Source organism: Kocuria rhizosphaericola, assembly GCF_044462205.1.
GTDB classification, from domain to species: Bacteria; Actinomycetota; Actinomycetes; order Actinomycetales; family Micrococcaceae; genus Kocuria; species Kocuria rhizosphaericola.
Map to the genome: position 1 here is coordinate 15,447 of NZ_JBISWK010000015.1, position 13,910 is coordinate 29,356.

General features: G+C 67.6%; 12 protein-coding genes and 1 pseudogene. 8 read left to right on the plus strand and 5 right to left on the minus strand.

All coding sequences use genetic code 11. From position 1 onward, the window contains the following. Nucleotides 1–396: 396 nt before the first annotated feature. The 3 genes from ACH9D2_RS01200 to ACH9D2_RS01210 all read right to left on the minus strand — a co-directional run bounded on the left by ACH9D2_RS01200 (nucleotide 397) and on the right by ACH9D2_RS01210 (nucleotide 2,545). Nucleotides 397–744 (minus strand): hypothetical protein, encoded by a 348-nt coding sequence (locus tag ACH9D2_RS01200; RefSeq protein ID WP_396360934.1) that lies wholly within the window; start codon nucleotides 742–744, stop codon nucleotides 397–399. Between the two features lie 2 nt (nucleotides 745–746). After that, nucleotides 747–1,208, minus strand: a complete 462-nt coding sequence (locus tag ACH9D2_RS01205; protein WP_396360935.1) for a prevent-host-death protein — start codon at nucleotides 1,206–1,208, stop codon at nucleotides 747–749. A gap of 782 nt (nucleotides 1,209–1,990) precedes the next feature. Then, nucleotides 1,991–2,545 carry a nucleoside/nucleotide kinase family protein gene (locus tag ACH9D2_RS01210; RefSeq protein ID WP_396360936.1) on the minus strand — a complete coding sequence of 185 codons (555 nt, stop codon included), beginning with the start codon at nucleotides 2,543–2,545 and terminating at the stop codon, nucleotides 1,991–1,993. A 673-nt stretch (nucleotides 2,546–3,218) separates the two neighbouring features. On the opposite strand from ACH9D2_RS01210, the gene ACH9D2_RS01215 reads away from it, so the two are divergent. The 3 genes from ACH9D2_RS01215 to ACH9D2_RS01225 all read left to right on the plus strand — a co-directional run bounded on the left by ACH9D2_RS01215 (nucleotide 3,219) and on the right by ACH9D2_RS01225 (nucleotide 6,520). Next, complete coding sequence (locus ACH9D2_RS01215; protein ID WP_396360937.1) at nucleotides 3,219–3,596, plus strand: hypothetical protein; 378 nt, start codon at nucleotides 3,219–3,221, stop codon at nucleotides 3,594–3,596. A gap of 474 nt (nucleotides 3,597–4,070) precedes the next feature. Continuing rightward, a complete protein-coding gene (locus ACH9D2_RS01220) occupies nucleotides 4,071–5,489 on the plus strand; it encodes a hemolysin family protein (RefSeq protein ID WP_396360938.1) in 1,419 nt (472 codons plus the stop codon). Next, the gene (locus ACH9D2_RS01225; protein WP_396360939.1) at nucleotides 5,486–6,520 is read left to right on the plus strand and encodes a hemolysin family protein; all 1,035 of its coding nucleotides are present in this window, start codon (nucleotides 5,486–5,488) and stop codon (nucleotides 6,518–6,520) included. The genes ACH9D2_RS01220 and ACH9D2_RS01225 overlap by 4 nt, the downstream gene beginning before the upstream one ends. A 61-nt stretch (nucleotides 6,521–6,581) precedes the next feature. Here ACH9D2_RS01225 and ACH9D2_RS01230 read toward each other — a convergent pair whose 3' ends face one another. Together ACH9D2_RS01230 and ACH9D2_RS01235 are read right to left on the minus strand one after the other, a co-directional pair. Next, nucleotides 6,582–7,724 carry a calcium/sodium antiporter gene (locus ACH9D2_RS01230; protein WP_396360940.1) on the minus strand — a complete coding sequence of 381 codons (1,143 nt, stop codon included), beginning with the start codon at nucleotides 7,722–7,724 and terminating at the stop codon, nucleotides 6,582–6,584. 934 nt (nucleotides 7,725–8,658) lie between these two features. Beyond that, nucleotides 8,659–8,937: pseudogene (locus ACH9D2_RS01235) on the minus strand (acetoacetate decarboxylase family protein); the annotation flags it as partial. Nucleotides 8,938–9,130: 193 nt separating this feature from the next. Between ACH9D2_RS01235 and ACH9D2_RS01240 the strand changes: the two are divergent. The 5 genes from ACH9D2_RS01240 (at nucleotide 9,131) to ACH9D2_RS01260 (ending at nucleotide 13,880) form a co-directional block, all read left to right on the plus strand. Continuing rightward, nucleotides 9,131–9,304 carry a hypothetical protein gene (locus ACH9D2_RS01240; protein WP_396360941.1) on the plus strand — a complete coding sequence of 58 codons (174 nt, stop codon included), beginning with the start codon at nucleotides 9,131–9,133 and terminating at the stop codon, nucleotides 9,302–9,304. 240 nt (nucleotides 9,305–9,544) lie between these two features. After that, nucleotides 9,545–10,603 carry an AI-2E family transporter gene (locus tag ACH9D2_RS01245; RefSeq protein WP_396360942.1) on the plus strand — a complete coding sequence of 353 codons (1,059 nt, stop codon included), beginning with the start codon at nucleotides 9,545–9,547 and terminating at the stop codon, nucleotides 10,601–10,603. Between the two features lie 109 nt (nucleotides 10,604–10,712). Further along, complete coding sequence (locus ACH9D2_RS01250) at nucleotides 10,713–11,768, plus strand: alpha/beta fold hydrolase (RefSeq protein ID WP_396360943.1); 1,056 nt, start codon at nucleotides 10,713–10,715, stop codon at nucleotides 11,766–11,768. 666 nt (nucleotides 11,769–12,434) lie between these two features. Continuing rightward, nucleotides 12,435–12,647 (plus strand): hypothetical protein, encoded by a 213-nt coding sequence (locus ACH9D2_RS01255; protein WP_396360944.1) that lies wholly within the window; start codon nucleotides 12,435–12,437, stop codon nucleotides 12,645–12,647. A gap of 486 nt (nucleotides 12,648–13,133) precedes the next feature. Further along, on the plus strand, nucleotides 13,134–13,880 hold the full coding sequence (locus ACH9D2_RS01260) for a DUF389 domain-containing protein (RefSeq protein ID WP_396360945.1): 747 nt from the start codon (nucleotides 13,134–13,136) through the stop codon (nucleotides 13,878–13,880). Nucleotides 13,881–13,910 lie beyond the last annotated feature (30 nt).

A 13,910-nucleotide genomic window follows, 5' to 3' on the forward strand; every position in this document is an offset into this window, starting at 1 on the left:
GGCCTGCTGCAGAACCTCATGAACGGCGACCAGCGCGACCATGCGGCGACCAGGGACTGGTGCACGATCACGTGACATCCCAGCTGACTTGATGGCCGCTATCCGGGCCATATGTAAACCGGAATAGGACTGAAGCGGCTTCCGAGGTTATGTGATGGCCAGGCAGGACCCTCCGCCGTGACCCTCGCGGCATGAAACCCTAACTGTCACTTATCGATGCGGCAGTCCCTCATAAAACCTCTCCTATGCGGCTGACTTGACGGCCCTCCTACAGAGGTAACCCTGTGGCCGAGCCTATCGGTGATCTATGACATAGGGGCTTTTCGCAGTTGAAGGCGTGGATGGGGTCGCGCGATGTTAGCCGGGTATCAGTCGAGATCCCGAAGATGGAAATTCCTACTTCGTCTCGTTCGGGTGGCTCGTGTGCACCTGCTCCAGGAACACCGTGCGCTCGTGCACGTAGAACCAGATGCGCGCGGTGCCCTTCGCCGTCGGCTTGTGCTGCCACCGCTCATGGGTCTCGCCGCCGCGTTCGATGACGCCGAGCTCACCCTTGAGTCGATAGTTCGTCGGCGTCGTGGACAGAGGCGTCCGCGTGAGGAAGTCCCAGGTCTCCGTCATCGGGTTGCGGATGGTCGCGACGAGGTCGCGCCATCCCTTCTGCGCGTCCGCGGTGGCGAAGCGGATCTCGTACTCGGTTTTTTTCGGGGGACGGGGAACCAGATCGCCCTTCTTGGCGGCCACCACTACTCCGGGCGCTCTACGGTCTCGTCCTCGTCAAGCCACTCGAGGTCGGCGCTGCCGAGCCCTGCGGCGACGGCCCTAGCCGTCTCCTTCCAGGACGTCAGCTCGGCGATCGCCAGGTGCGGCTGTTCGGTGGAAAATGAGGCGCGTGCGGCGTCCACGAGGTCCTGTGCGCAGGTCTCCCTGTCCACAGGCGACAGGGCGAGCATCCAGGGGAAGGCTTTGGCCATGCGCTCGGCGAGCGAGCCGCTGTCGTCGAGGGTGACGGTGATGAGCTGCGCAGCGAAACTCAGCAGGCGGGAACGACCCTCGGCCTCGCGCTGCGACATGAGCACGAGCGCCTCGCCGTCGCGCCGGGTCACCGTCACGGGATGGTCCTCGGCCTCAGCGAAGACCTCGGCGGAGTGCTTGCTCAGGTCCGAGGAGCGCCGGGTCGCCATAGGGAGGTCTGCTGCGATGGCCATGGGTCCATCGTATTCGGAACCTATTCGGAAGTCTAGCAGCAGTGATTGGTGACGGAGTTCGGCCAGCATCTCGTCGACGGACGTGCTTGCCGTTGATGGTCGGGCTGATTCACGCTGATGGCATCAGTACTCGATGCACCGAGCCGACCGATACTCACGTCGTGGTGGCGATGGCTCTAACCGACTCGTGGCACTCACGACGTGCCAGCATCTCCCCACGCGTGTCGTCGTCGACGACTCTCGGCCGGCCATGTGCGACTCCACAGTCCCGAGCAGCACGGATGCCTGCGCGGATTCGTTCGGAAATGATGGCTCGGCGAAGTTCGGCGATCTCGCGGCTCAGGTTGAGCTCGTGCTCGTGACCATCGCCGGCTCCGCTTGCGGTCCGACGCCGGTTTCGTCGTGGCCGGCATGACACTGGGACAAGGAGCGATCACTCTGGACGAGCTGGTTGTCGAGGACCATGAGAACCTGGGTCTGATGCGCCGTCAGGTGACATTCGATCTGGTTAGCCCGTAGGGCAGCCTGGTAAGGATAAGACCGCTCTTACCGAGGGTTGATGACCTCTAATCCGCGTTATGTAAAGTCTGCTTGATTAGGGGTGCCCCCATCTGCCCATTGTCATGCTGGCCCGTGTAGTCACCGACATCGCCGTCACCTTGAGCGAGGGAGCGCAGCGCACAACCGCCGGAGGGATGAGAACAGGCATTGTCTGCCGTCCTCACCGCCGGCCGAGCATGGGAGGGCCCGTGCTCCGGGACCAACGTGGTTCTGCCGATCGGTCAGAGGTCTACGGCTTCGGCGATCCGGGTGACCAGCACGTCGGTCGTTCCCGTCGCGTCCACCACACTCCAACCCCCGGCGCGGGCGAACTCCAGGTAGGCGGTGCGGGCGGTCTGCAGATAGTCCAGCGACTCGTGATCCTCTCCGCGGCTCAGGATCCGTTGCTGCGCGATCTGGGGAGGGACGTCGAGAAGGACCACCGCGTACGGGCGGATCGACCGGGCCGCCAACCACGGCAGCACGCGGCCCGGCGGCAGGCCCCGGCCCTGGCGCAGCACCAGTTGGCACACCAGGTGACGGTCGATGACCACCAGACCCGTCCGGTGGCCGGCCCGCGCGTGGGTCACCGCGACGTTGGCGGTGCGCACCACGGTCTCGAACCGATCCGCCCACCGCACGGGCAGCTCCAGCCCGCAGCGTACAGAGACGCGTGTCAACCAGCGGCGACCGGACCGGTTGCGCAGCACGATCGCCGGCCGTCCTGACCCTCGCCCCGCCGCCGCCAGCGCATCCGCCGTGGTCGTCTTACCGGCCCCGTCGATGCCCAGCAGCACCACGGTTCTTCGGGCCCGTCCAGGGCGGAAACCGTCAGGCCGCGATCCCTGTCTGTCTGCCTGAGAACGACGCACCCGGCCCTCTTCCTCGACTGCTCCTGAAACTACTGAACGCAGGATCCCACGCCTTCCATACCGAGACGGGCACCGCTCGTGGGTAGAGGACGCGGGATTCTCATCCGGTCCGTCAGGGAAACCGGTGGCTGGGGTGATGCCCTCGACGAAATCGGCCGCGACTACACCAACTATGCCAATTACCGCACCCGGATATTGTTGTACGCGGTCGTCCCGAAGGGCCGGCCGAACACCTACCACCACGCTCAGAGTGGAAGAGCCGGAAAGGGGTGGCGTTGGGCCTGTAGCCGATACAGGCTGGTGCCAGGTGGTACGAGTGCTTCAAGCGCGGCACCCCGGGGGAACGGATCACACGGTGAAGAACTCGAGCATCAAACCGTTCAGCGGGCGCTTCCAAGCCAAGGTTGCAGAGGTACTCGAGCGTGAATTGGCCCCCGCCCACGGCAGCTCACCCCGTGTGCCCTCGCAGGTGATTCAGCTCGGACACCCCCGACCTGCTCGTAGAGGTCGACGCGATCGCGATCCGTTGAACCAGCTCGTCGCATTCCCAGGTGAATTGATCCCGCTGTTGTCGGGTCCGGAAGAAAGGAACCCATACATGACCGCCCTTACTCTCATCGTTGGAGCAGTCCTCACACTCGCCGGGATCGCCGGCTACGCGCTTTCGGGCGCTGCCAGCCTCACCGCACTCATCCCCAGTGCTGTTGGAGTGCTCCTGCTGATCTGCGGGCTCCTGGCAAGGAACGCGAAAATGCACCGGTACGCGATCCACGCGGGCCTGCTGATCGCCCTGCTGGGCGTGCTCGGATCTTTGCGGAACGTGGCGGGGATCGGCGAGGTGTTCACCGGAACCGCCGAACGTCCCGCGGCTGTCATCCTGAGCACCGTCATGTTCCTGGTGCTTGCGCTCTATCTCGCCCTCGGCATCGGCTCCTTCATCAAGGCCCGGCGCCGGAAGGCCGCACAAGGCCGGTAGCTCGCACGCGGGTGGACAGGCGGATGAATGATCGGCCGTATCTTTTTTGTGTCGACAGCCGGTGACGACTGACCCCGTGGCGGCAGGCGGATTCGCTGCGGGCCTACAGGTCACCCGGTCCGCAAACCCCGCCGAACCACGCCGTCTTCTTCGTACGGCGCGCCATCGATCGTCGGCTGCACTGGACGCGGTGCGCGGTGGCGGAGGGACGGCGCGAGCGGTCCCGTGTTCCTGCGAACCTGTGCGTCAGCTCAGAGTTCGGTGCGGGGTCACTGTCCGGGCTGTGCTGGGGAAATAGACTGTGGGACGCATCAGAATCCTCGATCAACGGAGTGTGTGAACCACCGCTATGGGACCATTGCCTGCGAGCCCCGGGTCGTCCGACGACCCGGGCGACAGTTGTCCTTTCCGCACCACAACTGACCACCGCCGCAGGCTCCGGCCCGGCTCCTCCCGCCCGGGGGTGAGCCTCCGATGATCGGGGCGCTCCTCACTCTGCTCCTCGGGGTCGTCGTGATCCTGTTGATCATCGCCGCCAACGGGTACTTCGTGGCCCAGGAGTTCGCCTACATGTCGGTGGACCGCGCCCGACTCGGCGCGCGCGCCGCGGAGGGCGACAGGGCCGCCCAACGCGCCCTGAAGGTCACCCGCCGCACGTCCTTCATGCTCTCGGGCGCCCAGCTGGGCATCACCGTCACCGGCCTGCTCATCGGCTACGTCGCCGAACCCATGGTCGGCGAGTCCCTGGGCGAGCTGCTCGGCGGCGCCGGGGTGCCGGCGGCGTTGAGCATCACGGTGGGCACGGTGGTCGCCCTGGTCGTGGCCGCCGTCGTGCAGATGATCTTCGGTGAGCTGTACCCCAAGAACCTGGCGATCGCCAACGCCGAGCCGCTCGCCCGCGCCCTCGCCCGTTCGACGACGATCTACCTGGCGCTCTTCGGGTGGCTGATCACCGTGTTCGACCACGCCGCCAACGCCCTGCTGCGCCTGGTGCGCGTCGAGCCGGTGCACGACGTCGACACGACCGCCACGGTGGAGGACCTCGAGCGCATCGTCGCCGACTCCCGCGAGAGCGGGGACCTGCCCGAGGAGCTGTCGGTGCTCATCGACCGCATCATCGACTTCCCGGACCGGGACGTCGAGCACGCCATGATCCCCCGCTCGCACGTCGGCACCGTCTCCCCGGACACGACCGTGGGCGAGCTGCGCGTCCTCATGGCGCACGAGCACACCCGCTACCCGGTGATCTCCGAGACCGAGGAGCCCCTCGGCGTCGTCCAGCTCACCGACCTGCTCCGCGGCAGCGCGCCCGAGGACGCCCCGGTCTCGACCATCATGGCGCCCCCGCTCGTGCTGCCGACGCTCATGTCGTTGCCCGACGCGCTGACGCAGCTGACGCGCTCGCGCAACAGGATCGCCTGCATCATCGACGAGTACGGCGGCTTCGCCGGAGTCCTGACGGTCGAGGACCTGGCCGAGGAGCTGGTCGGGGAGATCACCGACGAGCACGACGACGAACCACCCGCCACCATCACCCCCGAGCACGGGGACACCTGGCGGATGACCGGTGACATCCACGTCGACGAGGTCGAGCGCGCGGTCGGCTACGAGTTGCCCGAGGGCGACTACGAGACCATCTCGGGCCTGCTCATCTCCCACCTTGGCGAGCTCCCCGCCTCCGGGGAGGTGGTGCGGGTCGAGCTGCCCGACGACCCCCGCGACCTCGTCCTCGACCATCCCGTCCACCGGGTGCTCGACGTCGCAGTGCTGAAGCTTTCCCGCCACGTGCCCAGCGAGCTGCTCGTGCGGCTCGTCGAGACCACTGCTGCGGACACCGAACCGACCGGGAGCACCGCTGCCCGCACCGAGGCCGAGAGCGAGGGGGACCGATGAGTGATCCGCTGATCGTCACGGCCGTGACCGCGCTGCTCATCGTGCTCAGCGCGTTCTTCGTCGTCGTCGAGTTCTCCCTGCTGGGCGCGCGCCGCCACCGGCTCGAGGCGGAGGCCGCGACCAACCGCTCCGCCCGTGCTGCGCTGCGCGGCATCAACGAACTGACCATCATGCTCGCCGGCGCGCAGCTGGGCATCACCGCGTGCACCTTCGCCCTCGGTGCCGTCACCAAACCGGCGGTCGACGCGTGGCTGAGCCCCGTGTTCGCCTCCTGGGGCGCGCCCGAGGGGCTGGCCGACGGCACCGCCTTCGGTCTCTCCCTGTTGTTCGTGACCTTCCTCCACCTGGTCGTGGGCGAGATGGCGCCGAAGTCCTGGGCGATCGCCTACCCGGAGACCTCGGCCAAGCTCATCGGCGTGCCCTCGCGCGGCTTCATCTGGCTGGTGCGGCCGCTGCTGAGCTGGGTCAACTCGATCGCCAACCGGCTGGTCTCGGCCAGCGGCGTCACCCCGGTGAACCGCGCGGCCGTCGGCGGCCAGGACGTCGACACGATCCGGCACCTCGTCGAGCACTCCGCGTCCGTGGGCGCCCTGGACGCGTCCTTCCGCCGGCAGCTCTCCGGCGTCCTCGAGCTCGAGAACCTCACGGTCGAGGCGCTGATCGCGCCGGACGGCGAACCGACCACGGTGCCGGCCGGGGCCACGGCGGCCCACGTGCAGGAGGCCGCCGCGCGGTCGGGTCACCTGCGCATCCTCGTGGCGGATCCCGAGGGCGGCACGCCCGGAGTGGTCCACGTCCGCGACACGCTCCTCGAGCCGCTGGAGCGACCCGTCCAGGACCTGGTGCGCCCCGCGTTCGTGCTCGACGCCGAGGCCCCGGTCTACGAGGCGCTGGCCCAGATCCGGGCGGCCGGTGAGCAGCTCGCCGCCGTCATGCAGCACGGGCGGTTCGTCGGCGTGATCACGCTCTCCGACGTCCTGCGGCGGGTCCTGCCTCGAGAACTCACCGAGGAGAAGCACACCGGCAGGTGAGGGGACCCGGTCCCAGCACACGGGGCGTGTGGCCCTGCCGAGCCACACGAACGACCCGCGGTCAGGGCGAGTTCGTGGTCCGGTCCACCTCGCGGCGCCCCTTGCCCAGCCCGATTTCGTAGGAGGTGAAGGCGACCAGGGTCACTGCGATCAACGGCAGGACGAACCAGGCCATGACGGCGGTGAAGCCTTCCAGCGCATCGTGTGCGGTGGCGGCCAGTACCACATAGCCGGTGTAGGCCAGGTACAGGGCCACGAACAGGGCGCCCTCCCAGCGGGCCACCGCGAAACCGGTGAACGCGATGGGCAGCAGCGCGAGGGCGGCGGCCAGCATCACCGGGATGTCGAAGGCCACCGCGGCACTCGCGACAGGGATGCCGTCCCCGGCGAGCAGGGCGGGCAGGCCGAGCACCACCCCGATGTTGAAGATGTTGCTGCCCACCACGTTGCCCACGGCCAGATCGCGTTCGCCGCGGCGCACAGCGATGATCGACGTCGCCAACTCGGGCAGCGACGTCCCGACGGCCACCACGGTCAGTCCGACCACCAGACTGCTCACGCCCAGGGTGGTGGCGATGTTCACCGCACCTTCGACGAGCAGAGTGGCCCCGGCCACCAACAGTGCGATCCCCAGCGCCACGAGCAGGAGAGATCGGCCGATCGACGTGGGAGGAGACTCCTCGCCCGCTCCGGCGACGTCAGGGGCGGGCGAGCTCCCGGCCGGCCCCCCGGCCGGGGCAGAGACCTTGGTCTCGCGCCGGCTGATGACCACCGTCAGCACCGTGTGCGCCACCACGGCCAGGAAGAGGATCAGCCCATCCACTGCGCTGATGCGCCCGTCCAGGGACACGAGGAGCGTCCCGACGGACAGGGCGACCATCAAGGGCACGTCGAAGCGCACCAGTCGTTGCTTCACGGCCAGGGGAATGACCAGTGCAGAGAGACCGAGGATGAACAGGACGTTGACGATGTTGCTGCCCACCACGTTGCCCACGGCCAGCCCGGGTTCATCGCGCAGGACGGCCCCGACGGTCACGGCCAGCTCGGGTGCCGATGTGGCAGCCGAGACCACAGTGAGCCCGACCACCAGCGAGGAGATCCCCACGCGCCGGGCCAGGGCTGAGGCACCTCGCACCAGAAACTCCCCGCCCGCCACCAGCAGCACCAGCCCGACAACGATCCGTCCCACATCAAGAACATCCATGGGCAGGAGTGTACGGACCACACCCCGCACCCGAGGGCCTCCTCGGGAGGCACCCTTCCGGTGGCGACCGCAGCACCGGCCACGCCCGCCGCAGCCCTGCATGTCAGGGTGAGTTGAGGCCAGCGGTTCACAGCAAATCCGTCCAAGCGGGGCGAGATCTGGATCAATCCCCATTGCTGCACGGACGAACTGGACGCCGCGAGTTCGGATCCCCAGACGCTTCGCCGTGCACCCTGTCGTGGCTTGGGTCGGCGCCCATAGACAGGGTGGGACGAGTTCTCTCAGTTGTTCCTACTCGTCCTGTTTGGGGTCCTCTAACCGGCCACATGTCAAGCAGACGGGAGCGAGCCGCTCTTGGCTGCGCTGTCCGCTGTTCGACCGGTAGTCGTGCGGGTGGCCTGACGATTGCGCTTGCTACCTCATCCCCGGCTCCAGGGTCCAGGGCGCCTGGACGGGGAGTCCGTACCGCAACGGCGTGATGCTCTGCGCCCGGCCGAGCGCGCCAGGTCACACAAGGCTCGGGCCCAGACTGTGTCGATCGTGGGCTAGACCAGTGCCTTCCGGGACCGGGCCGGTGGCCTCAGTGGTTGTCGTCGTCCTCGTCTTCGGGAGCCGGGACCGGTTCCGGGGGCACCGCTCCGCCCTCGCCCTTCCACCGGTGCAGCTGCTTGTCGGGCACTTCTCCCATGTGCGGGTCCGATGGTTGGACAGGCCGGTCCTTGCCAGAGCCGTTTTCCCTCGTCATGCCCCACACTGTAGGCCCCGCCAGTCCCAAGAGGAACAAGCACCGGCCTTGGTGCGGCACAGGCGGGAATCCTGGCTGTCCCCCTATGACCGTGGGACCTTTGACGTTGATCGCCGTCTGACCTCGCATACTGCTGACGGCTGCGGCTCCCGGGTCTCGGCTCTCGGGTCTCAGGTCTCAGGTCTCAGGTCAGGAGCCGACACCGGTGCCAGGCGTCGTGCGGGGAGGCTCCCCATCAGCCGGGTAGTCGTGGACCTCTTCGAAGTTGGACAGGGTCAGATCCGTGAGCACCTGGGTGGCATTGAGAACCTCCAGCACGGGCAGGTCGGCCAGCGGGGCCATCACGCGGGCGTTGAGCTGCAACCGCGCCGGCCGGGCCCACGCGCCCTTGACCACTACGTCGGTGATCTGGGTGCGCATCAAGGAGAACTGCCCGAAGCCCCCGGAGCGCAGCGGCACGATCCGCCACCCGAACTCCGGGGTACGGACCTATTCCAGGGCCTCCTCATGGTCCATGTCCTCCCACGTGTAGGCCATGGTCGCCGTCGCCACCCGTTCGGAGCGGGACTGCCCCGAGTTTGGCTGACTCTCTGACCTGCCCCATGGCCTGCTTACCCCCGTCGGTGTGAAGATCGGCGCATCTCTTCGAGAGGTTGCGACCATGCCACGTCCCTTTCCTGCTGAGTTCCGTCTGCGCGCTGTTGCCCTCGTGCGGGCCGGCAAGACCATCACCGCCACCGCCGCCGAGCTGGGCACCCGCACCGATCCCGACCTCGTCAACCGCTGCCAGCACTGGCTCTACGAGACGGACCAACAACGCCTCAAAAACACTTGACGCCAATAGGAGCATCCGTTTATCGGACAGTCCCATCCAGTGCGCTGCGCTACACGGATCGACCCGCTCCATCACACTCCGTGGGGCCGCTCGTCTAGGGTGGGGAGTCATCGGCGGGAGAGGGAGGGCGCTGTGGATCCGATCGAGGCGCCGGACCCCGAGGCAGTGCAGAAGGTATCACCGGCGGCGAATACCGTGTCGGGGAGTGGACCGGACGGTGGGTCCACGACCGTGGCAGGGGTGTGGGCAGCGCGGCTGGGCCGGACCACGGTGCGGGTCCTGCTCATGGTGCTCGGTCTGGTCCTGGCCATGGTGGCCGGATACGCGCTCTGGCGGCTGCGCCTGGTCGTGATCCCGTTGCTAATCGCCTTGTTGCTAGCAGCGGCGATCAGCCCACTGGTGCGGTGGATGTACCGCAGGAATGTGCCGAGGGCCTTAGCCACCTGGATCTCGATGCTGGCCGCGGTGACCGTGGTCGGCGCAGTGGTCACCGGGGTGGTCTGGGCCGTGAGCAACCAGTGGCACCAGCTGGTCTCCAGCTCCAACCTGGGTTTCAGCAGACTCGAGCGCCTGGTGGCCGAGGGCCCGCTGCCCTTCACCACCGGCGACCTGCGCCAGGTCCGCGATGCAGCTCTCGACTACCTCAGGGACCACCTGTCATTCAGCAACGCTTTCAGCACTCTGTCACTGCTCGCCACGCTGACGGTGGGTCTGCTGCTCGCTGTGGTGGTCCTCTTCTTCTTCCTCAAGGACGGCCCGCGCATCTGGGCGTTCCTCCTCCAACCGATGGACGCTGACCGGCGGGCCAAGGCGACCCGAGCTGGACGGGACGCCCTGGAGACCATGGGCGGCTACGTGCGCGGGATCACCCTGGTCGCCCTGGTCGACGCGGTCGGGATCGGGGTGGTGCTGTTGGTCCTGGGCGTGCCCCTGGCCCTCCCCCTGGCCGCGATCGTGTTCCTGGGCGCCTACGTTCCCATCATCGGAGCCACCCTCAGCGGGGCCTTCGCCGTTCTGGTGACCTTCGTGACCAACACTGCCCAGGACGCCCTCATCGTGGCCATCGCCGTGATCGTCGTCCAGCAGCTCGAAGGCAACATCCTCCAGCCACTGATCATGGGCCACGTCCTGAGCCTGCACCCGCTCGTCGTGCTCATCGCCCTGACCGCCGGTTCGATCCTGGCTGGCATCGCCGGAGCCGTGCTGGCTGTTCCCCTCACCGCCGTGGCCTGGACTGCGACCACGTCCTGGCGGAAAGAACCCGCGACCGAGGAACCAGCCACCCCGGCCTCCGGGTGAGACATGTTCGACCCCGTCACCGCCGCGGCGTGACCGTTCCAGTGCTTTGTCCCAGTCTGCAGACAGCGACGGTCCGCCGAGTTCACATCAACCCGTTGAGGAGAACAGCATGAACGACAGACTCCGCAACGGGCCCGGCCGCCGGAACGGCAACAGCGCCGCGACATCGGGCCGCCTCATGCGCATGGTCGCGGTGGCGGCTCTGGCCGGTGCTCTCCGGTCGCTGGTGCCAATGTCCCCGGCGGAGGAAGGCCCGGGCGGGGTGCGCACTGACGACGGGATTTGGCTGCGCACGCAGATCTTGGGCCGTCAGGACGCCCCGGTGACTGTGGTGTTCTCCCATGGGTTCGCCTCCCACGCCCAAGAGTTCCGATACCAGTGCGAAGCCTTGGGGCGGCGTGCACGTCTGGTGCTCTTCGACCAGCGCGGCCACGGCGACAGTGGTTGGGGGACCTACCGGTCCGCGACCATGGACCAGCTGGGACGGGACCTGGGCAAGGTCATCGATCAGCAGGCCGGCGAAGGACCGGTCGTGCTCGTGGGCCACTCCATGGGCGGGATGGCCGTCATGTCCCTGGCCGGACAGCGTCCCGGGCTGTTCGGACACCGCGTCGTCGGTGTGGCGCTGCTGTCCACGGCCGCGGGGCACTTGACCAAAATGGAGCTGCCGGACGGGGTCGCACGTGGTGCCGTCCGCACCGGACTGGCCACAGCTGCCGCCTGGTCGCTGTGGCTCCTCGCCCCAGCCATCGACCGGGTCGCCCCTTTCCGCAGGCCCTGGGGACGCCGTTGGTTGCTGAAACAACTCTTCGGCGACGACAAGCCCTCGCCCGATACCTTCCGGGCTGTGCAGGAGACGTTGGTGCACACCCAGCAGTCCATGGTGTCCGCGTTCTACCCGGCCATGGTGGCCTACAACCGCACCGACTCCCTGGACGTCTTTCGGCGCATCCCGACACTGGTCCTCACCGGCGACGACGATCGGACCGTCCCCCAGCAGCGCAGCAAGCACCTGGCGCGTTCCATCGGCGACAACGCCCGCATCGTCACCGTCCCCGGCGCCGGGCACATGGTCAACCTCACCCACTCCCGGGCCGTGAACGATGCCCTCACCGAATTGCTGGACCAGGTAGAGACCGAGACCCGGCCGGGCAACCCTGGGTAAGCGTGCTCCGGGACCGTGGCGGAACCCGTGCTGCCAGGACGCCCGGGATTCCCGTTGCTGGTGTGGTCACGGGCCGCATCGGCGCCCGGCCTCGGCCTCGTGGACGCGTGGTCGGGACCCGCAATTGGCGCCGTGGACCTCGCCGACGAGCTCCTCGAGAAAGCCATCCAGCACCACCACGGAGGCCTCTCCGCCTTCGTGCCAGTTCCGGCGAGAAGGGCCAGGTGGGCGTCGTGCGCCTGCATCTGACGCACGACGTGGCGCGGCTTGGCGGCGACGGGCACCCTGGTCAACCGACGCATGGCTTCCGGCGCGAATGGGTGCGCTGCGGGCCTGGGCCGGAGTTCCGAGCAGGTCCTTGGTGTAGACGTAGCCGACCAGTGTCTCGAGTGGGGAGGGGACTGTTTGCACCTGAGTGACCGGCGGATTAGGTGTGGTTCATGAGCGCCCCGGACCCTGACCAGATCTACGACCGCGCCAAGGAAAAGGGCGCCCGTCGGCTGTTCATGCCACCCCTAAAGCAGGCCTCGACCGGGTTCATCGCCGGGGTCACCACCGTCTTCGGCATCGCCGCCCCGCCCATGGCCGAGGAACTGATCGCCCCCCCAGCCTCGGCACCGGACCCGGCAAACTGGCCGGGGCCCTGGCCTTCGGCACCGGACCGGGGTGGTCTTCCTCGCGATCGGCCGCTCCGAACTGTCCACCGAGAACTTCTTCGACCCCGTCGCCGCTGCCATCAACCGACGGGAACCCTCGGCCTGGTTCCGGCAGGGACGGCTGTGGGCCCTGGCGCTGGTGCTCAACCTCGTGGGCGGAACCGTCATGGCCGCGATCTTCACCATCGAGGGCGCATTGCTGTCCGGGCCCACGAGGTTCTGAGGATGGTCGCCGAGGACATCGCGGCCAAAAGCGGCTGAGCGACGTTCATCCGCGCCATCGCCGCCGGCACACTGCTGACCCTGCTCTCGTATCTGTTGCACGCCGCCGAATCAGCCACCAGCCGCATCATCCTGGCCCACCCTGGCTGGGGTCTTCCACGCCCTGGGTCCCTTCGACCACGTCGTCGTCTCCGTGCTGCACCTGCTCTTCGGTCTCTGGCTCGGTGCGTCCATCACCTTCGCGGACCTGGGGTTGGGACTGCCGCATGTGGAGGTGATCTCTGAACTGGCTTGATGGCCGCTATCTGGGCCATATGTATAGCGGAGCAGGGGTGTCCCTACGGCAATCCTCGACGGAGCTCCGGCTGGACGCATGACGAATATAGGAGCATCTGTTGGTGCCTGCCTGCCTCCCCCTGAAGACGGAGGGAAGGCAGTTACAGTAGTGGTCAATACGTGGCACGCAAGCGAGGGAGCCCGCCCCGACATGGAAGGGAAGATGGCTGCCGGCGACGATGACGAGCTCGGATATGTGGTCGAGCAGGCGTCGCTGACCCCGCGCTACCTGATTTACATGACGTTAGCGGGCGTACTGGCCGGGGTGGGCCTGCTGTCCAATTCCGTGCCCATCCTCGTCGGCTCCATGATCATCGCACCCGTGTTGCCGCCCGTCGCGCTCGTCGCGTTCGGTGTCGTTCACGGACAAGCCTCTCTGGCCGCCCGGGGTGCGGGTATCGCCGTCCTCGGGCTCGGCACCGCCGCCGTTGCGGCCGTGTTGGTCGCCCTGCTCATGCAGGTCACCGGTGTGATCCCGCCAGGAACCGAATTGCTTGGCAAGCCGATGCTCGAGGAGCGCGTCCGCCCCGGCTGGTGGACCCTCGCCGCGGCGCTGGCCGGTGGCGTTGTCGGAGTCGTCGCCCTGACCGAGAAGAAGACCGACACGCTGATCGGGACCGTCGCCGCATTAGCGCTGGTCCCGGCCGGTGCAGCGGCGGGCATCGCAGCCCTGGCGGCCGACACAGACCGGGCACTGGGAGGGTTACTGCTCCTCGGCACTAACTTCGCGATGATCGTCGCGATGGGAATCCTCGTACTCGCCGTGCTGCACCGGAAAGCCGCGCCGCTTCCGCTGACGATCTCCGTCGCACTCATCGCGACCATCGTTGTGCTCATGGTCATGGCACACAGCACAGGCGTGACACCGGGACAACCACCCTCGATCCCAAGTTTCTAGTGGCCCGTGGTTGAACCATCTAAACATTTG